At 37.7% G+C, this 25100-nt stretch carries 23 protein-coding genes; 14 read left to right on the forward strand and 9 right to left on the reverse strand.

Translation table 11 applies throughout. The features are described 5' to 3' along the window. Positions 1-3 precede the first annotated feature (3 nt). Positions 4-1968, reverse strand: coding sequence for a proton-conducting transporter transmembrane domain-containing protein (locus tag LQV35_RS03015; protein ID WP_230056386.1), 1965 nt, complete (start codon positions 1966-1968; stop codon positions 4-6). Further along, positions 1965-2645, reverse strand: a complete 681-nt coding sequence (locus tag LQV35_RS03020; RefSeq protein WP_230056387.1) for a 4Fe-4S dicluster domain-containing protein — start codon at positions 2643-2645, stop codon at positions 1965-1967. The genes LQV35_RS03015 and LQV35_RS03020 overlap by 4 nt, the downstream gene beginning before the upstream one ends. 218 nt (positions 2646-2863) lie before the next feature. Here LQV35_RS03020 and hypF point away from each other — a divergent pair, with 218 nt between their 5' ends. The 11 genes from hypF to LQV35_RS03075 all read left to right on the forward strand — a co-directional run bounded on the left by hypF (position 2864) and on the right by LQV35_RS03075 (position 13598). Then, positions 2864-5077, forward strand: a complete 2214-nt coding sequence (gene hypF / locus LQV35_RS03025; RefSeq protein WP_230056388.1) for a carbamoyltransferase HypF — start codon at positions 2864-2866, stop codon at positions 5075-5077. Positions 5078-5202: 125 nt separating this feature from the next. Then, on the forward strand, positions 5203-6072 hold the full coding sequence (gene hypB, locus LQV35_RS03030) for a hydrogenase nickel incorporation protein HypB (protein WP_230056389.1): 870 nt from the start codon (positions 5203-5205) through the stop codon (positions 6070-6072). Beyond that, positions 6072-6380 carry a HypC/HybG/HupF family hydrogenase formation chaperone gene (locus LQV35_RS03035; RefSeq protein ID WP_230056390.1) on the forward strand — a complete coding sequence of 103 codons (309 nt, stop codon included), beginning with the start codon at positions 6072-6074 and terminating at the stop codon, positions 6378-6380. The genes hypB and LQV35_RS03035 overlap by 1 nt, the downstream gene beginning before the upstream one ends. Then, positions 6367-7458, forward strand: coding sequence for a hydrogenase formation protein HypD (gene hypD, locus LQV35_RS03040; protein ID WP_230056391.1), 1092 nt, complete (start codon positions 6367-6369; stop codon positions 7456-7458). Before LQV35_RS03035 ends, hypD begins: the two co-directional genes overlap by 14 nt. A gap of 18 nt (positions 7459-7476) precedes the next feature. Next, complete coding sequence (gene hypE, locus LQV35_RS03045; protein WP_230056392.1) at positions 7477-8469, forward strand: hydrogenase expression/formation protein HypE; 993 nt, start codon at positions 7477-7479, stop codon at positions 8467-8469. 9 nt (positions 8470-8478) lie between these two features. Further along, the gene (gene hypA / locus LQV35_RS03050; protein WP_230056393.1) at positions 8479-8820 is read left to right on the forward strand and encodes a hydrogenase maturation nickel metallochaperone HypA; all 342 of its coding nucleotides are present in this window, start codon (positions 8479-8481) and stop codon (positions 8818-8820) included. Between the two features lie 18 nt (positions 8821-8838). After that, positions 8839-10389 (forward strand): nickel ABC transporter substrate-binding protein, encoded by a 1551-nt coding sequence (gene nikA, locus LQV35_RS03055; protein WP_230056394.1) that lies wholly within the window; start codon positions 8839-8841, stop codon positions 10387-10389. Continuing rightward, complete coding sequence (locus LQV35_RS03060; RefSeq protein WP_230056395.1) at positions 10389-11324, forward strand: ABC transporter permease subunit; 936 nt, start codon at positions 10389-10391, stop codon at positions 11322-11324. The genes nikA and LQV35_RS03060 overlap by 1 nt, the downstream gene beginning before the upstream one ends. Continuing rightward, positions 11321-12133 carry a nickel ABC transporter permease subunit NikC gene (gene nikC / locus LQV35_RS03065; protein WP_230056396.1) on the forward strand — a complete coding sequence of 271 codons (813 nt, stop codon included), beginning with the start codon at positions 11321-11323 and terminating at the stop codon, positions 12131-12133. The genes LQV35_RS03060 and nikC overlap by 4 nt, the downstream gene beginning before the upstream one ends. Beyond that, the gene (locus LQV35_RS03070; RefSeq protein ID WP_230056397.1) at positions 12130-12837 is read left to right on the forward strand and encodes an ATP-binding cassette domain-containing protein; all 708 of its coding nucleotides are present in this window, start codon (positions 12130-12132) and stop codon (positions 12835-12837) included. The genes nikC and LQV35_RS03070 overlap by 4 nt, the downstream gene beginning before the upstream one ends. Then, positions 12834-13598: an ATP-binding cassette domain-containing protein gene (locus LQV35_RS03075; RefSeq protein WP_230056398.1), complete on the forward strand. Its 765-nt coding sequence runs from the start codon at positions 12834-12836 to the stop codon at positions 13596-13598. The genes LQV35_RS03070 and LQV35_RS03075 overlap by 4 nt, the downstream gene beginning before the upstream one ends. A 15-nt stretch (positions 13599-13613) precedes the next feature. Here the strand turns inward: LQV35_RS03075 and LQV35_RS03080 are convergent, their stop codons facing one another. From LQV35_RS03080 to LQV35_RS03105, 6 genes are all read right to left on the reverse strand, one after another. Beyond that, positions 13614-15035, reverse strand: coding sequence for a hypothetical protein (locus tag LQV35_RS03080; RefSeq protein WP_230056399.1), 1422 nt, complete (start codon positions 15033-15035; stop codon positions 13614-13616). Further along, complete coding sequence (locus LQV35_RS03085; protein ID WP_230056400.1) at positions 15035-15574, reverse strand: HyaD/HybD family hydrogenase maturation endopeptidase; 540 nt, start codon at positions 15572-15574, stop codon at positions 15035-15037. Before LQV35_RS03085 ends, LQV35_RS03080 begins: the two co-directional genes overlap by 1 nt. Next, the gene (gene cybH, locus LQV35_RS03090) at positions 15571-16260 is read right to left on the reverse strand and encodes a Ni/Fe-hydrogenase, b-type cytochrome subunit (RefSeq protein WP_230056401.1); all 690 of its coding nucleotides are present in this window, start codon (positions 16258-16260) and stop codon (positions 15571-15573) included. The genes LQV35_RS03085 and cybH overlap by 4 nt, the downstream gene beginning before the upstream one ends. Positions 16261-16269: 9 nt before the next feature. Further along, the gene (locus LQV35_RS03095) at positions 16270-17988 is read right to left on the reverse strand and encodes a nickel-dependent hydrogenase large subunit (RefSeq protein WP_230056402.1); all 1719 of its coding nucleotides are present in this window, start codon (positions 17986-17988) and stop codon (positions 16270-16272) included. An 8-nt stretch (positions 17989-17996) separates the two neighbouring features. Further along, positions 17997-19145, reverse strand: coding sequence for a hydrogenase small subunit (locus LQV35_RS03100; protein ID WP_230056403.1), 1149 nt, complete (start codon positions 19143-19145; stop codon positions 17997-17999). Between the two features lie 274 nt (positions 19146-19419). After that, positions 19420-19842: a TOBE domain-containing protein gene (locus LQV35_RS03105; RefSeq protein ID WP_230056404.1), complete on the reverse strand. Its 423-nt coding sequence runs from the start codon at positions 19840-19842 to the stop codon at positions 19420-19422. 258 nt (positions 19843-20100) lie between these two features. On the opposite strand from LQV35_RS03105, the gene hutX reads away from it, so the two are divergent. From hutX to LQV35_RS03120, 3 genes are all read left to right on the forward strand, one after another. Beyond that, on the forward strand, positions 20101-20592 hold the full coding sequence (gene hutX, locus LQV35_RS03110; RefSeq protein ID WP_230056405.1) for a heme utilization cystosolic carrier protein HutX: 492 nt from the start codon (positions 20101-20103) through the stop codon (positions 20590-20592). 112 nt (positions 20593-20704) lie between these two features. Then, positions 20705-20947 (forward strand): DUF2470 domain-containing protein, encoded by a 243-nt coding sequence (locus LQV35_RS03115; RefSeq protein WP_230056406.1) that lies wholly within the window; start codon positions 20705-20707, stop codon positions 20945-20947. A 113-nt stretch (positions 20948-21060) separates the two neighbouring features. Continuing rightward, positions 21061-21795 (forward strand): HugZ family heme oxygenase, encoded by a 735-nt coding sequence (locus LQV35_RS03120; RefSeq protein WP_230056407.1) that lies wholly within the window; start codon positions 21061-21063, stop codon positions 21793-21795. 25 nt (positions 21796-21820) lie between these two features. Here the strand turns inward: LQV35_RS03120 and LQV35_RS03125 are convergent, their stop codons facing one another. After that, a complete protein-coding gene (locus tag LQV35_RS03125; RefSeq protein ID WP_230056408.1) occupies positions 21821-24895 on the reverse strand; it encodes a TonB-dependent receptor domain-containing protein in 3075 nt (1024 codons plus the stop codon). Between the last annotated feature and the right edge of the window lie 205 nt (positions 24896-25100).

The raw sequence follows: 25100 nt of genomic DNA on the forward strand, positions 1-25100 counted from the left end.
TCCTTATATCAAAAAGTAGCTAATCGCAAGCACAGCACAAAGATACAATACAATGTAAAGTGCATAGACATTTGTATAGCCACTTTGGAAAATTCCAGCCTTATCGGCAAATTTTGTACACCATTTAATGACTGGCTCATAAAACATACCCCACCATATATCTTTTGGATGGTTGTGATACTCAACAGGACTAAAGTAGTCTTTTGCGACAACTTTTCTCTCACCTTTAAATAGCCAGTTCATAATGCGTCTTAAATCGCCTGTAAAAGGTCCGCCAGTCATTTGCATACGAGAGCTGTATTTAAAGCCACAAGCCCAAGGATCAGTCTCGCGTGGTGCTGTGCGGTTTGCTTTCATAAAGACTAAGATAGCAAAAGGAAGTATCATAGTTGAACACAAAATGATAGCTATAAGCGGAGTTGATACTATACTACCGATAGGCGAAGTAAGGGTTAATCCCACGCTTGCTTGATAGCTTGTAGCTTGTATCGAGCTAACAGCTGTCATTATATACTCAACGACAAAATTTGCACCCACACCAAAGCCAACACAGCCTATCATAAGTATAACCATGCCTATAACCATACCTATCGGGCTCTCTTTTGCATTTTCCCAAATTTTTTGATCTCTTGGAGTGCCTGCAAAGATAACTGCATAAAGCTTTAAGTGCATACCGACCAAAACGCCAGTTAGCGCAAGTGCTACAACTGAAAGTGTAAATGCGTATCTTACAAATACCCCCTCACTCATCGCACCTTGAAGCATACCTTGATAAGTAAACCACTCAGAAACAAAGCCATTTACCGGAGGAAGTGCAGCGATACCCATGATACCTATAAACATACCAACTGATGTCCATGGCATCTTTTTAGCAAGACCGCCTAAAACATCCATATCTCTTGTGTGTGTAGCGTGAAGGACTGAGCCAGCACAAAGGAAAAGCAAACCTTTAAATATAGCGTGATTTACCACGTGATAGCAACCTGCTAAAAAGCCGATAGCTGCAAGTGTGTTATTACCCGCTGCAAGTCCATAAATTCCAGTTCCTAAGCCAAGTAAGATAATGCCTATGTTCTCAACTGAGTGATAAGCAAGAAGTGCTTTATAGTCATGCTGACAAAGTGCGTATAAAACGCCAAATAGTGAGCTTGCTGCACCAAGGATTAAGACTGTTAGCCCAAAGTAAATGCTTAATGGCAAGAATAGAGTAAATTTTACAAGGGTAAAAAGTGCTACTTTTATCATAACGCCACTCATTAAAGCCGATACATTTGATGGAGCAGCAGGGTGTGCCATCGGTAGCCAAACATGAAAAGGCCACATACCAGCTTTTGAACCAAAGCCAACTAGGAAAAGTATAAATACAATAACTGATGCCATCATAGGCATTTTAACGCCAGCCCACGCACTAAACTCAGAGCTTCCTGCGTAGTAAGCGATGATTAAAAGACCACATGTTATACAAAAAGCACCGATTTGTGCGATACCAAGATATACCATGACCGCTTTTAGCGTGCCTTTGCCATCATTTACTAGGATTAGGAATGATGAGATTAAAGTCATTAGCTCCCAAAGTACGATAAAGCAAAATACATTATTCGCACTTATAACAAGTAGCATTGATAAGATGAAGAAGTTAAACAAACAAGCAAAAACGCCAACACTTGCTTTTTTGATATACTCTTCAGCATAGCTCATACCATACACACTACTTGCAAATCCTATAAACACCACGACAAAACTAAAAAAGTTTCCAAGTGGATTTAGTGCAAAAGTAGGTGAGTAAAGGAAATTTCCGCCCAAGGCAAAGCTATCGCTCACGCCCATATTTGCCACAAAGTAGCACATCGCGTAAAAACAGCTCACAGCAGACAGACCAAATCCAACTTTTACAGCAGTTTGTTGTGCATTGTAAAGAAAAATGCTAATTATACCGCTTAGTAAAAATAGAGAATACACAGTTATCATAGTGCGCCTCCTAAATTTTGGCTAGACTTTGCCATCTCATTAGGGGTGGCACTAAGCTCGTTTATCACGATACCTTCTGGCTGGCTCTCTTTTGTGCTTGGAGCACAGATGACATTTTTGCCAGCTAAAATTTTATCCACAAAGCTTTCAGCCGCCTCACTATCTATCTTTCTGCCTAGTTTGTGGTTATGACTTACTGGATCTACCATTATAATGGCTGAGGTAGGGCACACTTCAACACAGGCTGGACCGTTCTCACGACCGTTACATATATCGCATTTTATAGCGATATTTTTTGCACCTGACTGACTTTCTATCTCAAGATAGTACTTTGGCTCAGTCGCGTAGTTTATAGAAGGCATTAGCTCAGCATTTGAGCTTATAGCACCATAAGGACATGCGATAGTACAGAGTTTGCAACCGATACAAATTTCTTCATGCAGCTCTATGCAACTTTCGTTAAAACGCAATGCACCAGTAGGGCATACGTTCGCACAAGGACCATCATCGCATTGACGACACTGAGTCGGCATAACGCCATAAGCTTGGCGAAGGACTGTTAGGCGTGATTTTGAGAGTTTGCCACGCTCGTAAGCACTCTTAAAACATGACGCCATACAGGTAGCACAGCCGATGCATCGTTTGTAATCTGCGATCACAAATTTATGCTGTTTCATAAATTCTCCTTTCTATTGTGATTTTAGATTTTGCTATATTTAAAGTAATACTTAAAAATAAACTTTAAAATACTAATTTAAATCTTGGTGTAATTTTATTATTTTTGACGATAAATTTATGTCATCTATCTGACAAAAATAAATTTTTTTATTAATAAATTTTAATTATTTTATTTTAAGATAAACAAACTCTTATTTAAAATTTGTATAATATCGCTATGAAAAAGTGTTTTTATTATAAGATAAGTGGTTTGGTGCAAGGTGTTGGATTTCGTCCATTTGTGTATAATCTCGCGTTGGAATTTGAGCTATTCGGCGAGGTTTTTAACGATGATGAGGGTGTGAAGCTTACGCTATTTGGTGAAATTTCTGACATTAAGAGCTTTGAAGATGCGCTTTTTGCAAGGCTTCCAGCCCTTGCAAGGATAGATGAGTTTGAAAAAGTTGAGCTTTTTGATAAGAGTTTTAGCGAGTTTAGTATCATAGCTTCGCGCTCAGCTACAAAGCACGCGCCTATTTTACCAGACTTTGCGCTTTGTAGCGACTGCGAGCGTGAGTTTTTTGACCCTGCAAATGCACGCTATCACTATCCATTTATAAACTGCACTAACTGCGGGCCTAGATTTTCCATCATAAAGGCACTGCCATATGATAGACCAAACACCACGATGAGTAAATTTGTGATGTGTCAAAGCTGTCAAGATGAGTATAAAAATCCACTAGATAGACGCTATCACGCACAGCCTATATCTTGCCCAAAGTGCGGTCCAAAGCTAGTTTTAAAAGATAAAAACGGCTCTGTGATAAAAGAGGGCGATGAGAGCGTATGCAGGGCAGCTGAGCTCATAAAAGAGGGTAAAATTTTAGCCATAAAGGGACTAGGTGGCTTTCATTTGGTATGCGATAGTGCAAATTACGATAGTATAAAGACTTTACGCGAGCGAAAAACTCGCCCAAGTAAGCCGTTTGCCATAATGTGTAAGGATATAAAAATGGCAAAAGAGCTAGCTTTTATCTCTCAAGCTGAGGAAAAAATTTTAACTTCAAACCTAAAGCCAATAGTCATATTAAACCCAAAACCAAACTCACTACCTTTAAATTTAGCACCAGAGCTTAATAAAATAGGTATATTTTTACCAAACACAGGGCTTCATCTTTTGCTTTTTAGCTTTTTACAAAACGCCATCATAGCCACATCTGCAAATATATCTGGCGAGCCTATTATATATAATGAAAAGGATTTACTAGATAAGCTTGGCGGGGTCATTGACTTTTACCTTGATAATGATAGAGAAATTTACTCGCCAAGCGATGATAGTATAGTTTTTGTAGCAGACGATGAGCCGATATTTTTACGAACAAGCCGCGGAGTAAATCCAAAATTTATACACACTAGCCTTAAAGATGAGCGCACGATCTTAGCGGTGGGTGCTGAGCTTAAAAATCAATTTGCGATTTATAAAAACGGCGAGATAATGATAAGCCCATACATCGGCGATCTAAAAAATATCGCAACATTTGAGCGTTTTTTAAACCTTATAGAGCTATTTAAACAAACTTATGAGCTTAAATTTGATGAGATAGTAGCAGACCTTCATCCGCATTTTTTAAACCTAAAATGGGCAAAAGAGCAAGGCTGTAAGATAACGCAGATACAGCACCACTACGCGCATTTGCTCTCTGTTATGTTTGAAAATGACTTAGATGTAAGCAAGCGCTATCTTGGCTTTTGCTTTGATGGCACTGGATATGGAGATGATGGAAAAATTTGGGGTGGAGAGGTCATGAGGCTTGATAAAAATGGCTATGAAAGGGTGCTAAAATTTGATGAGTTTATGCTAATAGGCGCAGAAAGTAGCATAAAAAATATAAATCAAATAGCCCTTAGTATTATCTTAAAATATGACTTAGAGAGCAATGCTGGCGAGTTTTTAAGTCGTTTTGATAGCAAAAAGCTAAGCAATCTAAAAAAACTGTATGAAAACGGCAGTTCTTGCGTGGCTACAAGCTCCGTGGGGCGTATCTTTGATGCGTTTTGTAGTATTGTTTTAGGGCTTGATAGTGTTAGCTATGAGGGTGAGGCTGGTATGAAGATGGAAAAATTTTATGATGATAGCCTAGATGTGAGTTATGATTTTAATATCATAGATGATAAAATTTGCTTTAAAAATGCCTTTGAAGGTGCTTTAAAAGATGAAAAAGCAACAGCTATAACCGCTTTTATAAATGGACTTGCAAATTTAATATGTGATATTTGTGTGAAAGAAGATAGTGAAATTTTACTTGCTGGCGGTGTTTTTCAAAATAAAGCCTTATTAGAAAAAGTAATAAATTTATTTAAGCAAAATAGCATAAAATTTTACATAAACAGGCAAAATCCAACTAATGACGCAAGCATAGCACTTGGTCAAATAGCTCATTTACTACTATAATATGGGCTATTTCTTAATTATATTAATTAATAAAATTTTTAAAAAAATTTATTAAAAATTAAAGCAAAATTTTAATCTTTACTAGATATAATTACACTCAAACTACTTTAAATAAGGATAGTAAAATGTGTAAAGACTGCGGTTGCTCTTTTGGCAACATTCACTCACACGAGCATACCCATGCTGATGGCACTATTCACTCACACCATCACGATCATAGCGGCGAGCATACTCACGAGCATGGGGCTGGTTTTCATACTCATGAGCACACTCACGGCTCTATCACGCATACCCACGAGCACGATCATAGCGGCGAGCACTCACACTCTCATCCTATTTTAAATGAGAGTAAAACGATAGAGGTGATAGAGAAAATTTTAAGCGCAAACGACAAAGAGGCTAGTGCAAATAGAGCCCATCTTGATGAGCATAAAATTTTATGTGTAAATCTCATGAGTAGCCCAGGTGCCGGCAAAACCACGCTTTTAGAAGCCACTATAAAGGCAGATGAGTTTAAAATAGGCGTTGTTGAGGGCGATTTAGAGACTAACCAAGATGCTGATCGTATCATACAAGCAGGAGCAAAGGCGCACCAGATAAGCACAGGTCAGACTTGTCATTTAGATGCATTTATGGTACATTCAGGGCTTCATCATCTGCCTCTTTCTGAGCTTGATGTCGTTTTTATAGAAAATGTTGGAAACCTAGTATGTCCTGCTAGCTACGATGTAGGCGCGCATTTTAATGTCGTGCTCTTATCTGTGCCTGAGGGTGATGATAAAATTTCAAAATATCCCGTGATGTTTCGCACGGCAGATCTAGTCATAGTCACCAAAACATCGCTAATGCCACACTTTGAGTTTAGCTTACAAAGGGTTAGAGATGAAGTAAGAAAGCTTAATCCAAAAGCCGACATCATCGCGCTTGATAGCAAGACGGGCGAGGGCGTTGATAAGTGGCTTAATTATTTAAAATTTAAAAAAGAGCTTAGATAATGTGCCTTTCTATCCCTTCAAAAGTGATCGAAATCGATGAAAATAACTTTGCCACAGTTGAGACTCTAGGTGTTCGCCGTAAGGTCACGCTTGATCTTATCGGTGAGCCTGTAAATGTGGGTGAGTATGTGCTTATCCATGTGGGATACGCGATGGAGAAGTTCGATACAAAATACGCCCTTGAAAGCCTTGAAATTTATAGAAAAATGGCTGAGGATATGAAAAACGGCGAGATTGACGCGAGCGAGGGCGATATGGGGCTTGATGAAATGATAAACTCATCAAAGAAAAACGATGGATTTAATTAACGATTTTCGTGATAAAGATCTCATCCTAGCACTTAGCAAGCGCATTATAGCAACTAGCAAAAGAGCGCTAAATATCATGGAAATTTGTGGTGGACATACGCACTCTATCATGAAATTTGGGCTTGATAAGCTAGTGGGTGAGAATGTAAATTTTATCCATGGTCCGGGCTGTCCTGTGTGTGTTATGCCAAGGGCTAGGATAGATGAGGCGATAAAGCTTGCAAGTATGGATGATAGCATACTTTGCACGCTTGCTGATATGCTTAGAGTGCCTGGCTCTTTTACAAGCTTGCAAAAACTACGTGCTGAAGGGCGCGACATAAGGGCACTTTACTCGCCGCTTGATTGTATTAAAATAGCGCAAGAGCACCCTGATAAAAAGGTCATATTTTTTGCGATAGGCTTTGAGACCACAACGCCAATGAGTGCAAATTTAGTCCAAAAAGCTCTTAAGCTTGGGCTAAAAAATTTATTTTTTCATATTAATCATGTGAGCGTTCCAGCGCCTGTTAGAGCCATAATGGATGATAAAGATGTAAGGATAGACGCATTTTTAGGGCCAAGCCATGTGAGCGTGATAACGGGATATGAAATTTATGAAAGTATTGCAAGAGATTATAAAAGGCCTATCGCTGTTAGCGGATTTGAGCCACTTGACATTATGCATAGTGTGCTAAATTTAGTCTCTCAGCAAAACGATGAGAAATTTGAGGTCTTTAACCAATACGCAAGAGTCGTAACAAAAAGCGGAAATTTAAAGGCAAAAGAGCTTATGGCGCGCTACTTTGAGCCGTGTGAGTTTGAGTGGCGAGGACTTGGCGTGATAAAAGATAGCGGGGTTAGGCTAAAAGATGAGTTTGGCTTTTTAGACGCTAGAAAGGTCTTTGACTGCGAGGTCGTAAGCAAGCCAGAGAGTAAGGCCTGTATCTGCCCTGAAATTTTACGCGGTAGAGCAAAGCCCTTTGAGTGTAAGATCTTTGCCAAAGCTTGCACGCCACAAAGCCCTGTGGGATCGTGTATGGTGAGTGGCGAGGGTGCTTGTGCGGCGTATTATAAATACGCAAAAAGAGCGCAATGAAAAACTAAAAGGATAAAAATGGGCGAAAAAATTTTACTTTCTCATGGTGGTGGTGGAGTGCAGATGAACTCGCTCATAGAGGATGTGATATTTGAGGTGTTTGATAATGACATCTTAAGGCAAAACAACGATAGTGCAGTGCTTGGAGAGTTTAAAAACCTAGCCTTTAGCACAGATAGCTTTGTCGTAACTCCGCTTTTTTTTAATGGAGCTGATATCGGTAAGATCGCAGCTTGTGGCACTATAAACGACCTTGCGATGGTTGGAGCTGAGGCGAAGTATCTAAGCTGTTCGCTTATCATTGAAGAGGGGCTTGATATAGATGAGCTTAAAGCCATTCTTAGCTCACTTGCAAGCGTGGCAAAGCAAAGCGATGTCAAGGTCGTTTGTGGCGATACAAAGGTAGTGCCAAAAGGCAAGTGTGATAAAATTTTTATAAACACAAGTGGAGTTGGCAATATCATACATAGCTGCGAGACTAGAAATCTAGTAAGCGGGGCTAAAATTTTGCTCTCAGGCGATGTCGGACGGCACGGTGCTGTCGTGCTTGCAAACAGAGAAGAGTTAGAGCTTCAAAGCGATTTAGAGAGTGATTGCAAGAGTTTAAAGGGCGTTGTTATGGAGCTTTTAAATGCTGGCATAAAGCCGTTTGCTATGCGAGATGCTACTCGCGGGGGGCTTAGTGCTGTCTTAAACGAGTGGGCTAAATTTTCGCGCCTTGATATTTTGGTGCGAGAGGCTGATATAAAGGTAAGTGATGAAGTTACTGGCATTTGCGAGCTTTTTGGCTTTGAGCCTTATGAACTTGCTAATGAAGGCACCTTTGTGCTTGCTGTTAGCGAGCAAGATGAGGCTAGAGCGGTTGAGATACTGCGTAAATTTGATATGAATGCAAATGCGATTGGAGAAATTTTAGATGTAAAAGGAGGCAATGTCATTTTACAAACTGCGTATGGATCGAAGCGATTTTTAGAGCCACCAAGGGGCGAGCTTTTACCTAGAATTTGCTAAGGAGTGTTTATGCATGAGCTTAGTATAGCGCAAGATCTGATTAGACTTTGTGAGAAAAATGCCAAAGAGCAAAATACTAAAAAGATCGTTGCGGTGCATATAAAGATAGGACGGCTTAGTGGAGTTGAGGCACACTATTTACAAAGTGCTTTTGATGTTTGCAAGTGTGAAAGTATCTGCGAGGACGCAGAGCTTATCATAAAAGTGCAAAACATCGTCGTTAGCTGCCAAGAGTGCGGTAAGGAAAATGAGCTTAGCAAAAATGAGTTCATTTGTCCTAACTGTGGCTCGCAAAATTTATCTGTCATAGACGGTGAGGATATGCAGCTAATGCGACTTGAGATGATTTAACCCCAAAAAAGGATACTTATGAAAAAAATATTTTTATGCGTGGCTTTTTTACTATCTACACTTTTTTCAGAGCAGACGCTAAATTTTGCAATGTCAAAAAATGTCGGCGAACTAAATCCGCACCTTTATTCACCAAATCAAATGTTTGCTCAAGATATGGTTTATGAAAGCTTAGTAATATACGGCGATGATAGCAAGATATATCCGCATTTAGCGCTTTCTTGGGAGATTTTAGATAATGGCAAGGTGTATAAATTTAAGCTTCGTGAGGATGTGAGCTTTTCAAATGGCGAGAAATTTAACGCAGCAGCTGTAAAGGCAAATTTCGACGCGATACTTGATAACCGCAAGCGACATGCTTGGCTTGAGCTAGCAAATATCATAACCGATATAAAGGTGGTGGGCGAGTATGAGGTTGAGCTTTTAATAAAAAATGCCTATGAGCCGACATTAAAAGAGCTAAGTCTTATAAGGCCGTTTAGATTTATAGCGCCTAGTGCGATGATGGATGGCAAGACGAAAGATGGTATAAAAGCGCCCATTGGTACCGGTGTGTGGAAGCTTGTAAAAAGTGAGCAGGGCATTAGTGATGAGTTTGTGAAAAATGATCTTTACTGGGGCGAAAAGCCACATTTTCATAAACTTCTTGGCAAGGTTATACCAGAGCCAGCAACAAAGATCATTGCTCTTAAAACAGGCGAAATTTCTTTAATATACGGTGATGAGCAAGTCCCGCTAGATACATTTAATAGCCTTAAAAACGAGTTTGGCACGATAAGCTCTGAGCCACTTTTTACCCTTGCTGTCGCACTAAACTCAAATAAATTTCCAACCGATAGCAAGGTTGTCAGAACAGCTTTAAATATGGCTATAGATAAAGACTTAATAATGAAAAAGATCTTTTTTGATATACAAAAAAAGGCTGATTTTTTATTTAACAAAAGTTTTGAAAATACCGATATTAACGCGCACCCTTATGCTTTTGATCTAAAAAAAGCAAATGAAATTTTAGAAAATGATGGCTGGGTTTTAGGCAAAGATAAGATACGCTACAAAGATGGCAAGGCGCTTAAGATTGAGCTCATTTACATAGGTACAAACGGCGTTCAAAAGTCTATGGCTGAGATAATGCAGTCGTATTTTAAGAAGATCGGCGCGGTGCTTGACATAAAAGCTGATGAGAGCTCTATCTTTTATAAAAAGCAACGCACTGGCGACTTTGGCGCGATATTTAACTCCACTTGGGGAGCACCTTACGATCCTGTGGGCTTTTTAGCGTCTATGAGACTTCCATCGCATGCTGACTATCAAACTCAGCTTGGGCTAAAGGACAAGGCTTTAATAGATGAAAAAATCGGGCAAATTTTAAGCTCACTTGACCCAAAAACTAAGCGCGAGCTAACCCATGAAGTCCTAAACAAACTACATGAGGAGGCTATCTATATCCCTATAACATACGAGACAAATAAGGTGATATTCAGTAAAAATTTAAGTGGCGTAACAACTAGCATACTTAAAAACCATGTCCCATTTGATAAGATGAAATTTATAAACTCAAGCGAGAAGTAGTGTTTAAATTTATCATAAAAAGAGTTATTTTACTTGTGCCGATGATGTTTATCGTTAGCCTTTTTATCTTTATGATACTAAGGCTAAACGGCACGGATGCGGCGATGAGCTACCTAAATGCCTCAGGTATCTCACCGACTGATGAAGCACTCGCACACGCAAGAGCGCAACTGTATCTTGACAGACCCATCTTAGAGCAATACACCATGTGGCTAAAAGACGCCATAAGCCTAAATTTTGGCACTTCATACATCACGGGGCGAGCTGTGATAGATGATGTGGCGTATTACTTTCCTGCGACATTAAAGCTGGCTGGTCTTGCGCTGTTATTTACGGTGGGATTTTCCATACCGCTTGGGATACTTTCAGCTTTGTATAAGGATAAATTTATAGATAGGGCTGTTAGGATGTTTTCATTTGTCGGGGTTTGCATACCAAATTTTTGGCTTGGGTTTTTGCTGATTTTGATATTTGCGGTGAAATTTGAAATTTTCCCGCCCTTTGGCATAGGTGGCATAGAGCACATCATACTGCCCGCCATAACCATATCACTTATGAGTATCGCGATAAACTCATGCTTAATCCGCGCAAATATCCTTGAAGTAAAAGAGCAGCGCCATGTCATGTATGCAAAGGTGCGAGGAATTTCAAAGCTTACCATACTTTTTCGCCATATCTTTAAAAATGCCTCGCTTCCTATCGTGACTGCTCTTGGCATGCACCTTGGCGAGCTTGTAGGCGGTGCGATGATAGTGGAGAGCGTTTTTGCGTATCCTGGCATTGGCATGTATGCGGTTGAGGCTATTATAAATAACGACTATCCAGTCATTCAGTGCTTTATCTTACTAATGGCATTTAGCTTTATCATCGCAAACATCATCATAGATGTGATCTATGCCTACATCGATCCTCGTATCAGAATGGGGATAGCATGAAAAAATTTGGAGTTTATTTTGCATTTTTTATGGCATTTTTGCTGATTTTTATAAGCATTTTTGCGCACTACATAGTCCCTGCTGATGTGAATGAGGTTGATTTACTGCTTAAGTTTGAAGGCATTTCAAGCGAGCACTTTTTAGGCACAGATCATCTTGGGCGAGATGAATTTTTTAGACTTTTGCTTGCTACAAGTGTATCTTTAAAGGCCGCTTTTTTAACGCTATTTTTGATAATTTTTATAGGTGTGTTTATAGGTGGTGTGGCTGGCTTTGCAGGGGGCAGGGTGGATCAAATTTTTATGAGAATTTGTGATCTGTTTTTTAGTGTGCCTACGCTGATACTGGCTCTATTTTTGGTGGGAATTTTAGGTGTTGGACTTACAAATATCATCATAGCCATCGCGCTTTCTCACTGGGCATGGTATGCAAGGATCGTGCGAAGCATAGTTTTAGGCCTTAAAAATAACGAGTATGTCATGATAAGTGTGACATCTGGTGCTAGCTTTTGGCAAAATTTTAAAAAAAATATGCTAAAACCGATAATCTCACAATGCCTCGTCCTAGCCACACTTGACATAGGTCATATCATACTTCACATCTCAGGGCTTAGCTTTCTTGGGCTAGGGGTTAAAGCGCCAACACCTGAGTGGGGCGTGATGATAAGTGACGCGAAGGAGTATATTTTTAGCCATCCTGAGTTGATATTTTACCCTGGTTTTATGATATTTTTGTGCGTGATGAGCTTTAACATTATAGGTGAGTATCTGTGTGAAAAATTTGATGTTAAGCATTTGGAGCATCCGTGAGAGTTAAAAATTTAAGCGTATTTGATGGTAAAAAAGTGTTAGTCGATGCTCTTAGTTTTACGCTAAAAGAGGGTGAGATAACGGCACTCATTGGCAAAAGTGGCAGTGGTAAAAGTCTAAGTGCTATGGCGCTTTTAGAGCTTACGCCTGTAAATTTAAGAAGCGAGCTTAGCCTTGAAGGCGATGTGAAATTTGCACTAATCATGCAAAACCCACGAACTGCGTTTAATCAAATAGTATCCATAAAAACGCACTGTTTAGAGAGCATAAAGGCAAGTGGCGTTAAAAAAAACCTAGATGATGTGGTAAAAATTTTAGCCGATGTTGGGCTTGGTGCAGACACGCTTGATAGGTATGCTTTTGAACTTAGTGGCGGACAGCTTCAGCGTGTGATGATAGCCATAGCCCTTGTTTGTGAGGCTAAGTTTATCATCGCAGATGAGCCCACAACAAGCCTTGATCTGCTCGTGCAGGCTAAAATTTTAGAGCTTTTAAGCGAGCTTGTAAAGCGTAAAAATATCGGCATTTTGCTTATAACGCATGATTTTAGCGTGGTGGCAAAGCTAGCTGATGATGTAATAGTGATGAGTGAGGGGCGTATAGTGGAGCAGGCAAAATCAAGTGAGATTTTTACCAAGCCAAAACATAACGCCACAAAAGAGCTTTTAGAAGCTCACTTTGCACTTTATAAGGATAGTTTATGAGTTTGCTTGAAGTTAGAAATTTATCACACAGCTTTGATAGCTTCTCGTTTTTTGGTGCAAAAACACAGACTAAGGTTCTAAAAAATGTAAGCTTTAGAATGCAAAGCGGAGAAATTTTAGGTCTTCTTGGACGCTCTGGCTCTGGCAAAAGCACGATAACAAAGATAATAATGGGACTTATCAAGCAAAAAAGCGGGGAAATTTATCTAAATAATGAGCTAGTTGAGTTTAAAAATCTTGAAAAAAGGCGTGAGTTTTACAAGCAGGTGCAAATAGTCTTTCAGGATAGCTTAAGCGCTGTAAATCCGCGTTTTAGCATAAAAGAGATCATAGAAGAGCCGCTCATTTATCTAAGCGAGCTTGATGAAAATGCACGCATAAACCGCATACATGAACTTTTAGATGAGCTTGGAATTTGCAAAAGCTACCTTGCTAAAGGTGCAAAACAGCTTAGCGGAGGCGAGCTACAGCGCATTTGTATCGCAAGGGCTATGGCTATAAAGCCCAAGCTTATCATCTTTGATGAGTCGCTAAGCTCGCTTGATGCGCCACTTGTGGTTGAGATATTAAAGCTTATAAAAAGGCTAAAGGGCGAGACATCGTTTTTGTTTATCACTCATGATATGAGACTTGTAAAGCTGGTGTGTGATAGTGTAGTACTGATAGAAGATGGCGAGGTCGTTGAGAGTATAAAAAGTGGAGAGAGTTTTAAAAGTCAAGTGGGTATAGAGCTTTCAAATGCAGTTTTAATGCCTTGCTAGCGCGTGAGACTTGCTCTATTTTTGCTCCAAAAAGACTTTGTTTTCAAAAAATATATTAAAATTTGAAATTTCACGATGAAAGATTTTAGCCACTATCTCATCATCAAACACATCTCCGCAAAGCAAAACATCTTTTGAGACTAGATCGCACTCTAACAAAAGATCGTTTAAAAAGCCAGCCAGAGAGCTTATGGCTCCGTAGGCGATATTTTTATCAGTTGCCCCAGCTAGCATAAAGCTCATGGTGCTTCGTATAAATTTTGCACTTTCAAATTTTAGTTTATCGCGTTTGCACTCTATCAAAACACCTCGATTAGACCCAAAGTCAAAAGTAAGATCAAATAAATTTTGCGCACAATCTTTGGTCTCTTTTTTTTGTTTTAAAAGTGCTGCAACTATGCTAAAAAGCGCATAAAATCCACTATTTTGACTAATATTTGTTAGTTTGAAGTTGGCTTTGAAGTTCTTAAGTAGTTTTTGACCATTTTCAAGATTTAAAATTTCATCAAAACTACTAAAACCAGGTGCTAGAAGTAGGCATATATCTTCATTTTTTCTACTAAAAAATACCCCATCATCGCCGTTTTTATTTAGTCTTATCATAAAATGATCGCCAGTTGGCAGATATTTCTTGCTAGAAGTTGTCAAAAAACCATTTTCAAGCAAAATAACTTTTTGTAAATTTACAGCTTGAGTATTTTTAACTCCTATAAATTTGACCGCATTTTTAGCTAACTTTTCGCAAACTGCATATGTGAAAATATCTGATGGGGCTTTTATGTGGCTAAAGGTTGGTTCATCTTTGTGGTTTTGTCTAAAAAGAGCGTTGGTTTTTAGTTTTATGAGCGGTTTTTCAAGGCTTGCAAGTGCTTTTAATGCTGTGTCGTTACATTCAAAAATGTTATTTAAAAAGCTTAAGTTTGTGGGGATTATAAAGTCAAATGAGACTAGGGTGTCAAGCAGGCTAAGTTTAAAATCTTTGCCTTGCCAAGTAAGTACTACATCTTTGCCCTGAGTTAAAAAGTCGCAAACTCTATCTAAAAGCTCGTTAAAGTTCATCTCATCTATTTGTTTGCCAAAGACTGAAATTTGGCTTTTTGCTTCAAATTCGTTTTTGACCAAGGAGTGGTTTTCGTGATATTTTTCTACTTGCATTGGAGTTAAATTTGGGCAAAAAACATCGTTTGATAAAGTGCTATTTTGCGCAAAAATTTCAGTCACAAAAACCTTTGAGTCTGTCACAAATATACTAAAACTTAAATTTTTGCCAAGTGTATCGCTAAAAGCTAAAATATCTTGCTCGTCGCCACTTACAAAAAGCGTAACACTATCATCTTTTATAACAACGCTGTTTTTAAAATTTTTAGCATGAAAATTTAACATATGTGCCAAAATTTCGTGGTTGTCAAAACATTTAAACTCAAATGCAAGTATCATTAAAGTCCTTTTTTAGCGCACCTTTGTGCTATGTCTAGTATGGATAAATTTGCCTTTTTTTTGCATGAAAAGCCTAGTGTTTCAAGATGTTTTAAAAGACTTTTTTGCATAACTAGACTTGCTTTTATAACATCATCTGATAGCGTAAAACTCATAGGCTCTATGCGGTTTGGAACGATGCCTAAAATTTTAACTTCTGGCAAATCCCCAGCCATATTCATTAGCTCCAAAGTTTGTAACATCTCTATCTCATGAGCTGAGCCGTCCCAGCGGACAGAAAGTGGAATTTTCTTAAAATCAAAGAAAAAAACATCTCCAGTCTTGCCGTCATCACAACTCAAACAATCAACAATCATAACACTATCATAGCTTGAGATAATGGGTGTTAAAGCCATTGCAAGAGTTCCACCATCAACAAACTCAAGCTCATGCTCGCTACTTAAAAAGCTAAAATTTTCCTCCATCATCTTTACAAAATGCACCCCGACACCTTCGTCGGAGTACATAATGTTTCCTATGCCAAGGATAAGTACTTTCATTTATGATGCTCATCTTTAACAAATTTATATCCGCTAACTATCGCATCCATGGCTCCATTTTTGCCTTTTACTGCATTAAAAGTAGCCATATAAACATGTATAGGAACAAACAATATAATAAACCACATACACAGCCTATGTATCGTTCTTACATTTGCAAGTCCGCCCATAAGTTCTTCAACTACTCTCATCGGCTCATACAAAAGTCCACCAAGCCCTTCGTGATAAACATGTACATAAAGCACAAGCCCAGTAAGACAAATAAGTACTAAAACTATATAAAATATAAGATATGACATAAATTGCAGCGGATTATACACGCCTTTTAGATGAGGGTGTTTGCCTATAAAGATGTAGTATTTTATCTGTGCGATCCAAATTTTTGGGTTAAAAAAGTCATAAACACTTACTACCTCTTTGCGACTTAGTCTATCAAAGAAAAATAGATAGGTTTTAAATATTGTTGCAGCGATTAGCACAAAGCCAAAAATTTGATGTATCGCACGCCATTTTGCATTCATAAAATTTGTAGGCTCACTTGTTATCTCAGGGCTTACAAATACATAAGATATGTAGTAGCCACTGATTATTAAGATAGCTATGGCTACAAACCTTATCCAGTGCGTAAGTCTAAGTCCGATTGAAAATTCATACTCGCTAATGCGGTCTGGTCGGTGTTTGGACATGTGAGCTCCTTATGCGTTTACATTTACTTTATATTCGCCAAGTTTTGTACCTTTTGCATCCATAACATGAACCGCACAGGCAATACAAGGATCATATGAGTGAATTTTGCGTATGATCTCTAGCGGCTTTGTAAGATCGGCCAACTTTGTGCCTACCAAGCAAGCTTCATAGCTTCCCATCTGTTCTTTTGCGTCCTTTGGAGAGGCGTTCCAGGTGCTAGGAACAACCGCTTGCCAGTTTTGTATGACGCCATCTTTTATACGGCACCAGTGAGTTAGCGCGCCTCTTGGAGCGTTGCCCTTAAAGTAGCCTTTGTACTCTTTGGAGTTGTCTATTGTGTATTTTGCGCAGGTTTCTTGGTCTGTTTTTAAATTTTCAATCAACGATTTAAATGCCTCAAGTCCGTGATCTACAATGACCTTTGCTTCAAGCATACGGGTTGCAGTGCGTCCGAGTGTTGAAAATACAGCATTTAGCCCAAGGCCACTATCTTGTAAAAACTTATCCACGACTTTAACTACTTTTGGATTGCCTTTTGCGTAGTTTATAACTATGGTGGCGATAGGTCCTACTTGCATAGGTTTACCATCATATCTTGGAGCTTTTATCCAGCTATATTTGCCGCTGGTGTCAAAATTTTTACTATGAGTTAAATTCCCATCAACTCCGATACTCTCTCCATCTACCAACCCCGTATAGTTTGGCTCTGTTTGTCCATCAAAAGGATGAAGGGCAGCGTCATTTTTGTACCATGCGCGAGTAGCCTCCTCGGTTATCTTTGTATCATCAACATCATAAACTTTTGATATATCACCATTAAGTATAATCCCGCCTTTAAAAAGATAGTCGTTTCTGCCTAACAAAAACTCATCATAAGCATATAAATTTCCAACCCCGATATCATCTAAAACGCTCGGCTCATTTGCATATGCTTTTGCCGCCATAACTATATCTGGGTAATATGCCCTGTTTACAAATTCTGCTATCTCATTAAACTGAGTCATGTATTCGCCAAGTCTAGCTGGACTTAGTAGATCCATAACGCAAGTTACTCCGCCGACTGTTAGGCTTTGTGGATGTGGATTTTTAGATCCAAATATCGCCATCATCTTTGCTGCTGTGCGTTGTATGCGAAGACACTCAAGGTAGTGTGAGAGGACTATTAAATTTTGCTCAGGTGTAAATTTATACGAGCTATGTCCCCAGTAAGCGTTGGCAAACGGTCCAAGGTTACCTTTTTTAGCAAATTCACTAACTCTGTCTTTAACCTCTTTTAGTTTATCTGCGCCGCATGCGTAAGGAGTTTCACACCATTTAAATGCCTCTTCGCTTGCCTTTTTAGGGTCTGCTTGTAAGGCTGATGTTATATCTGCCCAGTCAAGCCCATGTAGGTGGTAAAAATGCACTATATGATCGTGCAAGTAAAGTGCAGCGTTCATTAAAGTACGCGTAAGTTCAGCATTTAGTGGCGGTGTTATACCTAGTGCATTTTCAACAGCCACGATTCCAGCTCGGTAGTGTGAAAATGTACAAACACCGCAAATTCTTTGTGTAAAAAAGCCAGCATCACGCGGGTCACGACCCTTTAGTATCGGCTCTATCCCACGCCAAAGCGTAGAGCCAGAGTAAGCTTGCTTAACGACATTATCATCATCAACTACAACTTCAATGCGAAGGTGTCCCTCTATGCGTGTTATAGGATCAATCACTATTCTTTTATCGCTCATATTGTGCCTCACTCTTCATTTTTCTTACTTGCTGCAATAGCCGCATGTGTTGCTATGCCTATGCCAGCTAATGTTAAAACGCCTATGCCTATCTTATCGCTTATACTATCTGCTCCAAGTCCAAATACTGTATCATAAAGTCTATCGCCCATTGGCTCTTCAAAAGGACCCATAGTATCCCAAAAATTTGGCTCACTACAGCCTATACATCCATGTCCAGCTTGTACTGGCCAGCTTGTGTGAGAGTTAAATCTCTCTTTTGAGCAGTTGTTGAATGTATAAGGCCCTTTACAGCCAACTTTATAAAGACAATAGCCATTTTTTGCCCCTTCATCGCCAAAATTTTGCACAAATTCTCCAGCGTCAAAGCGACCACGACGCTCACAAAGATCATGTATGCGTAATCCGTAAGCCCATTTTGGTCTATTAAAAACATCAAGAGCTGGTAGAGTGCCAAATAGTATAAAGTGAAGCAGTGTTCCGACTATATTTTTCTCGCTTGGAGGACAGCCAGGGACATTTATGACTGGCTTATCTGTGACTTTGCTAAGCCCAACGCAGTTTGAAGGATTTGGATGAGCTGCTTGAACGCCACCAAAGCTAGAACAGGTGCCTATCGCAAAGATAGCCGCAGCATTCTGGCTTGCTTTTATGGCATGCTCTTTTCCGCTTACACCGTGTGGACCTATAGTGAGATAGTGTTCAGTGGCTCCTGTAGGTATCCCGCCCTCAACTAACAAAACATACTTTCCTTTATGTTTTTGTATTGCATCTTCTAAGTTATGCTCTGCTTGCCAGCCAGAGGCTGCCATTAATGTTTCATGATATTCAAGGCTTATGTGGTCAAAAATTAGGCTGTCTATAGTTGGTGTATCTGTTCGAAGAAGGCTCTCTGAACAGCCAGTACATTCAGCCATATGTAGCCAGATAACAGGAAGTCTGTCACTAAGCTCAGCTGCACGAGCAACAACTGGGGTAAATGTGGCTGGTAGTGCTAAAAGTGCACTCATGCTTCCAGCCCATTTCATAAATTCACGCCTAGAAAAACCCTTTTTTTCTAGTGCTTTTGTAATGGTAAGCTTGTCCTTTACGGCAGGCAACTTGCTAAGTTGGTCAAGTCTATCATTTATCCGAGATAAGAGATCATGATTTGACATTTTAACTCCTTGTGTTAAAGTTAAATTCCTGATGTAATGTTATAATTTATTATTGAAAAGTTTTATTAACTAAAATGGCTATATTTAAATTTTTATCTAAAATTTATTATTAAAATTTTTAACTTTTTGAATATTTTAAAGAGAGAAAAATCGTATAAATCGTACAAAACCTTAATCAAAAAAGCCAAGCCACAACGCAGTGGCTTGTAAATTTTGTAGATTTTTCTTTAATTTTATTTGTAAAATTTATATTAAATTTACTTTAATTTTATAGTTAAACCCTTACGCCCACTATAATATTTGTAGCTTTTATGATAGCTTTTACATTATCGCCTGCTTTTAGGATTAGTTTTTCAGCTGATTCTTTTGTTATGATGGCTGAAATTTTATCGCCATTTGCATCGATAACAATCTCAGAATTTACAGAGCCAGCTTTTACTTCACTTACTTTGCCAGCAACTTGATTTGTTGCGCTTAGCTTAAACTCTCCATCTTTTGCAACGATAACGCTAGAAGCCTTGAACAAAAATACCACTTTCTTACCTACTTTTAGCTCAAGAGCTTTTTCGCTATCTGTGGTAACTGTTGCTTTTAACACTTCGCCGCCAGCTGTTTTACCTACTACTAAAGAATTTACAGCACCAGTTCTTACTTCTGTAAGTTCAACTTCCACTTGATTTCTAGCACTTATTGACACTATTTTCTCCTTGATTTTAAATATGAAAAAGGATTATATATAATAATAACTGAGCTAAAACTTAAAAAATTTATATAAATTTTAAATAATACTTATTTTATTTATATATAGGTATATGGTGATTTTTTGGTATTAAAATTGTTTTTAGATATTTTAGAATTTTTAAAAATTTAATATTTAAAGTTATTAAGGTTAAATTTGAAAATTATTATTAAATATGCTAGAATAACGGTTTTAAATTTCAAAATAAGGATAAAAATGAAAGAAAAAGTAAAAGCACTTCTTGAGGCAAATCCAAAAATATCGCTTGCAAAAATAGGCGAAGAACTAGGCTTGGCTCGCGAGATAGAGGTCATAGAAAATTTGCCAGCAAGCCACTGTAAAGAGGTTAGTGGAGATAAATTTGAAGAGATTTTAAATGACATAGGCACATGGGGCGAGGTTCTTTTTATCAAAAACACTCCAGCTTTTATTATAGAATTTAAGACAAATATCCCAAGTGGCAAAAAGATGCAAGGGTATTATAACTTCAACCATAAAGAGTCAAAATTTGGCGGACACTTAAAATTTGAAGAGATAGATAGGATATTTTTTGTATCGCAAACTTTTATGGGGTTGCTCTCGCTTTCTGTGCAGTTTTATGACAAAGAGGGTAATAATATCTTTAAACTAAGTGTAGGGCGTGACGCAAAGATGAAGCTACTACCTGAACAAGTGGAGAAATTTGACGCGTTAAAAGCAAGAATTTAAAATTTATTAATTAAATGATTTTGCGTATCATAAATTTAAATTTATAGTTAAATAAAATTTAAATATTATTTTGGTAATATATATCAAAAATTTTTACAAAAAAGGACAAAATATGAAAGAAATGGTGATTGAACATATGAATGAAAATCATCAGGAAATTTTGGTTGAATTTGCTGAAAAATTAGGCGGCATAAAAGATGCAAGCGATGCGAAGCTTGTTGATGTTGATGAAGATGGCATGAACATAAGTGCTGGAGGACAGAGCTTTTATGTAAAATTTTTAAGTAAGGCTGATAACTCAAATCCTATGAGCTATCGTGATGTTGTAACTGAGCTTTATGCGAGTTTAAGTTAATATTTAGGGCTTAAAAGCCCTAAAATAAATTTTATTACCTACTAAAAATATTCAATTAATCTTTAAAAAGATTTTGTTAAAATAAAAAACACATTCACACAAAAGGAAATTTTATGAAAGAAGTTGCGATAGAGCATATGAATAAGGATCATGCCGACATAGTTAAGGCATTTGCACAAAAACTAGGTGGCATAAAAGAGTATGAGGGCGCAAAGATAGCCGACATAAATGAAGATGGCATGCAGATAGTAAGTGGCAATGAAAGTGCTTTTGTGCCGTTTTTAAGCAAGGCAAAGGATGGAAATTTTAAAGATGTCATCATCGAGCTTTACTCAAGTATCAAAAAAAATAGCATTCAAAATACCACACAAGAGGGGCTTATAAGCTTTGTCGATGGCTTTAAAACAGTTATCATCTCAAGCCAAAAAGATGGCAAAAGCGTGAGTTCGTATGCGCCTTTTGTTAAGGTTGAAAATGAAATTTATATCACACTTTCATCTGTGGCTGAGCATTATCACGCTATAAAGCAAAATCCAGACAAAATTTCAGTTATGTTTTTGCAAGATGAGGCAGAGGCAAAAAGCGCTTTTGCAAGGGTTAGGGTGAGTTTTGAGGCGGCGGCTAGTTTTATGAGCGATGAAGATAGGGAGAGAATTTTTGATAAATTTGAAGAGAAATTTTCTGATGATCCATCTTTAAAATTTATCCGTGCGATGAAAGACTTTTATGTTGTTAAAATTTCACTTGGCAAGGGTCGCTATGTAAAAGGTTTTGGTGCGGCTTTTGATACGCAGGGGTTTGAGATTTTAAATGGTGCAAGGGTTAGCAATCCACATACAAAAAAGTAAATAATGGGGCAAAAAGCCCCGAAATTTAGAATGTCATTTCAAATGTTAGTTTGAAATTTCTACCAGGCGAGTAGAAGCGGTTTATGCCAAGTCCTGTTTCTTGATCTATCATGTTGCTTGTGCCAAAAGGACGGATTGAGCGAGCATTTTCCCAAGTTAAGTATTTTTTATCACTCATATTATAAACACCTGCTCTAAAGGTTAAATTTTTAATCGGCTGATAAAATGCTATTAGATCTAAAGTCGTATAGCTAGTGCTCATCCATTTTAGATTATGATCATCTTTTGTTTTTCCTTCATCTTCCCAGTATATATTGTATGTATCGGCTGGATTTTTTGCTTTAACTTTTGTTACATAAAAATCGGCTCCAAATTTTTTACTAGGCGCAATATATCCAACAGAAAATATATCCGTTTTTGGTTGAATGGCATTCATAGGAACCCACATGTCGTATTTGTCAACAAACATTTTGCCCTTTTGTCTAGTTAGTTTATAGTCAAGACTAAAGCCTGATAAGCTTTCATGAATTTGAGCCAAATCCAGCTTAGAGCTAATCTCCAAACCAGTTACCTTTGCTTTTGAATAATTTATATTTTGGTATTTGATAAATCTTCTATTTTCAGTACCAACCTTTTCTTCTATATATCCGTTGCGTGCCAAATCTATAAAATTCTCATAATCCGTTCTAAAAAGATCTATCGTTAAAAAGCTTGCTTCATTATAAAAAGTAAAGGCTACTTCTTTTGTTTTTGCCATCTCAGCTTCTAGGTTTGTATTTGGAAGTATCGTAAAATCTGGATGTTTGAAAGTAAAGTAAAGCTCATCAGAAGTAGGAGCTCTAAAGCCTCTTGCGTATTTTGCTTGAATTCTTAAATAATCAAGTGGATCAACTGTCGTGCTTATGGCAAATGATGACTCTTGATACTCTTTTGATTGTGATATGTAGGATATGTTTTTAGCTGCGTTATCTTTATTTACGGCATCAACCCTAGCTTGTTCATCTTCGTATGCTTTTCTTGCAATAAGATAGTCTGTGTAGTTAGCATAATCAGACCAGTCTGGAACCTGAAGCTTGTTTGTTTCAAGCGGCACAAAAAGCCCTTTTACTATATCATCTGATATTTTTGGCGTTACGCCTGGTTTGTATGTTGGATTATGTTTTATTTTATCATACCTATAACCAAGTCCGAATGCTAAAATTTCATTTACTTTTATATCATCACTAAGATATAAAGCCCCGGTTTTGGTTTCAACTGGGATAAGAAAACTTGTTTTTTCATCCTCATGACCGCATAGATTAGAAAAGCTACTGCCACTTATGGGTTTGCATATATCCGCTTGATTGTCTTTGTTTGTGCCTACAAAGTATCTATTCCACCATTGTTTATTGTGTCCTTTATAGCCTTGGCGATTTACCATACTTTTGTCTGTTATACTATAAACTCCTCCATAGCTTAGTGTATGTTCTATATCTTTTGTGTAAAATTCTTTACTTAGGTCTAAATTTACTTGCTTTGTGTCGGTGTTTAAATCCCTATCTTTCCAGTTATTATCGACAAATCCATTGCTATTTGGTAAAACTACATAATCATATCCATCGGTTGTGTTTAGTTTTGCAAATTTTGATGAAGTTTTTTCAAGGTTAAAATTTTTATACTTATAAGATTTACTTCCTGAGCTATCAATTTTTGAAGTCATAAGAGTTAGTGGCTTTGAACAATCATGCTCATCACAATTTACATATATATTTGATGTGCTGTATTCTCTGCTATCGGTAAGTTCTTTGCCTTTACTATCGGTTAAGATATCTGAATTTTGCTGGGTTAAGATTATGCCATATCCAGCCTCTTGGTCTGAAAGAACATCATCTATATAATTTATCTTCCACTTCATAGCCTCAAGTTCTTCTCTTGTATAAAATTTCCCACCATAATCCACTGGTTCATAATCAGTCACAATAGTATCGTTAGTGACTTTTAAATCATTTCCGTATTTATCAACGAGTTTTGAATTTTTAATTTCAATGCCATCAGGATTTGCTATCTCTTCACACTTATCTCCGCCATCGCAATACTCTTCTGTTTTTGCTTTTAGCTTTATGTTTTGTTTATTGTAACTTATCTTTAAGCTATCCCAAAGAGGTGTTTCATCATAGTTTTCATAAACAAACGATATATTTTTTCTAGTGCTTTTATCGTGTGTATGCCTGTATTCATGCTCTCTGTCTTCGTTGCCCCAGTTTCCTCCAGTTATGTTTGTGTGTGTTAGAGGGCTTAGGTTATAAGACCAGTCGGTTCCTTTGGAGCTAACCTCGCTTTTGTCATAACCGATACTTAAACGATTTGTTTCGTTAAATTGAACTCCAAATTTTAAAAGAGTGCTTTCTTTTTTGATATTATATGGGTCTGCTTTTTCGCGCGTCTTTCTTCTTGCATTATCATCATATGTTTTATATCCATAGTTTTCTATCTCATGCCCATCTCTATCGGTTCTAATAGCTAAAATATCAAACCACTTAAATTTAGCTGCCAAAGTATGTGAAAACATATTTTCATTATTCATTGTTTGATTGCCAAATTTAAATCCATAATGCCAGTTTTTATCTATCAAATAATCCCTTGCATCCTTTGTCTCAAACATAACAGACCCACCCAAGGCACCGCTACCAGCCTTGATACTATCCGCACCTTTTGTTATATTTGCTTGCTTTATATTTTCTATTTCTACGCCATTTCTTGTGTTGTTAAAATTTCCATATCCCTCAAAAAGGTCTTTAAAACCTTGAGAATTTATACTTTCAGCTTGTTGTAACCCATCTATTTGTATCGCAACTCTATTTTCATCAACTCCGCGTATTGAGTATCCAGAAGCGCCAAATCTGCCGCTCTCAACGACTGAAATTCCAGTCTCATACTTTACAAGATCACGAGTATCTGAGACTTGCTGTTTTTCTAAATCTTTTGTGGTCTTTTTTATCTCACTTACTTTGCGCTCTTTTACATCCTGCTCACTCTTTTCAATGACTTCGATACTATCTAGCGAAACATCATTGTCGGCTGCAAAAGTTGTGATGGCGCTTGCTGCAAATATACAAAGCATGACTTTTTTGTTGGCTTTGCTATAAATGGCTTGCCGTTTTTTATATCCGACATTAAAACTCCTAATTATATGATATTTATTTTCATTTTTTAAATCTGTATTTTATAAAAAATATTTTTAAAATTTAATAAAAATTTACAAAATATTTTTATTCATTAAGCTTGTATTTTAAAAAAATTTTGATAAACTTACGCATTATCAAACG

The sequence above is a fragment of the Campylobacter suis genome (assembly GCF_905120475.1).
In the GTDB taxonomy this organism is placed as follows: Bacteria; Campylobacterota; Campylobacteria; order Campylobacterales; family Campylobacteraceae; genus Campylobacter_A; species Campylobacter_A suis.

Coding starts and splice junctions, on each gene's coding strand:
- hypD (WP_230056391.1), top strand. CDS start 6,367: ATGGATTTAATTAACGATTTTCGTGATAAAGATCTCATCCTAGCACTT.
- hypB (WP_230056389.1), top strand. CDS start 5,203: ATGTGTAAAGACTGCGGTTGCTCTTTTGGCAACATTCACTCACACGAG.
- LQV35_RS03075 (WP_230056398.1), top strand. CDS start 12,834: ATGAGTTTGCTTGAAGTTAGAAATTTATCACACAGCTTTGATAGCTTC.
- hypE (WP_230056392.1), top strand. CDS start 7,477: ATGGGCGAAAAAATTTTACTTTCTCATGGTGGTGGTGGAGTGCAGATG.
- LQV35_RS03115 (WP_230056406.1), top strand. CDS start 20,705: ATGAAAGAAATGGTGATTGAACATATGAATGAAAATCATCAGGAAATT.
- LQV35_RS03100 (WP_230056403.1), bottom strand. CDS start 19,145: ATGTCAAATCATGATCTCTTATCTCGGATAAATGATAGACTTGACCAA.
- LQV35_RS03080 (WP_230056399.1), bottom strand. CDS start 15,035: ATGATACTTGCATTTGAGTTTAAATGTTTTGACAACCACGAAATTTTG.
- nikC (WP_230056396.1), top strand. CDS start 11,321: ATGAAAAAATTTGGAGTTTATTTTGCATTTTTTATGGCATTTTTGCTG.
- nikA (WP_230056394.1), top strand. CDS start 8,839: ATGAAAAAAATATTTTTATGCGTGGCTTTTTTACTATCTACACTTTTT.
- LQV35_RS03125 (WP_230056408.1), bottom strand. CDS start 24,895: ATGCTTTGTATATTTGCAGCAAGCGCCATCACAACTTTTGCAGCCGAC.
- hypF (WP_230056388.1), top strand. CDS start 2,864: ATGAAAAAGTGTTTTTATTATAAGATAAGTGGTTTGGTGCAAGGTGTT.
- hutX (WP_230056405.1), top strand. CDS start 20,101: ATGAAAGAAAAAGTAAAAGCACTTCTTGAGGCAAATCCAAAAATATCG.
- LQV35_RS03015 (WP_230056386.1), bottom strand. CDS start 1,968: ATGATAACTGTGTATTCTCTATTTTTACTAAGCGGTATAATTAGCATT.
- LQV35_RS03095 (WP_230056402.1), bottom strand. CDS start 17,988: ATGAGCGATAAAAGAATAGTGATTGATCCTATAACACGCATAGAGGGA.
- LQV35_RS03085 (WP_230056400.1), bottom strand. CDS start 15,574: ATGAAAGTACTTATCCTTGGCATAGGAAACATTATGTACTCCGACGAA.
- LQV35_RS03020 (WP_230056387.1), bottom strand. CDS start 2,645: ATGAAACAGCATAAATTTGTGATCGCAGATTACAAACGATGCATCGGC.
- cybH (WP_230056401.1), bottom strand. CDS start 16,260: ATGTCCAAACACCGACCAGACCGCATTAGCGAGTATGAATTTTCAATC.
- hypA (WP_230056393.1), top strand. CDS start 8,479: ATGCATGAGCTTAGTATAGCGCAAGATCTGATTAGACTTTGTGAGAAA.
- LQV35_RS03120 (WP_230056407.1), top strand. CDS start 21,061: ATGAAAGAAGTTGCGATAGAGCATATGAATAAGGATCATGCCGACATA.
- LQV35_RS03035 (WP_230056390.1), top strand. CDS start 6,072: ATGTGCCTTTCTATCCCTTCAAAAGTGATCGAAATCGATGAAAATAAC.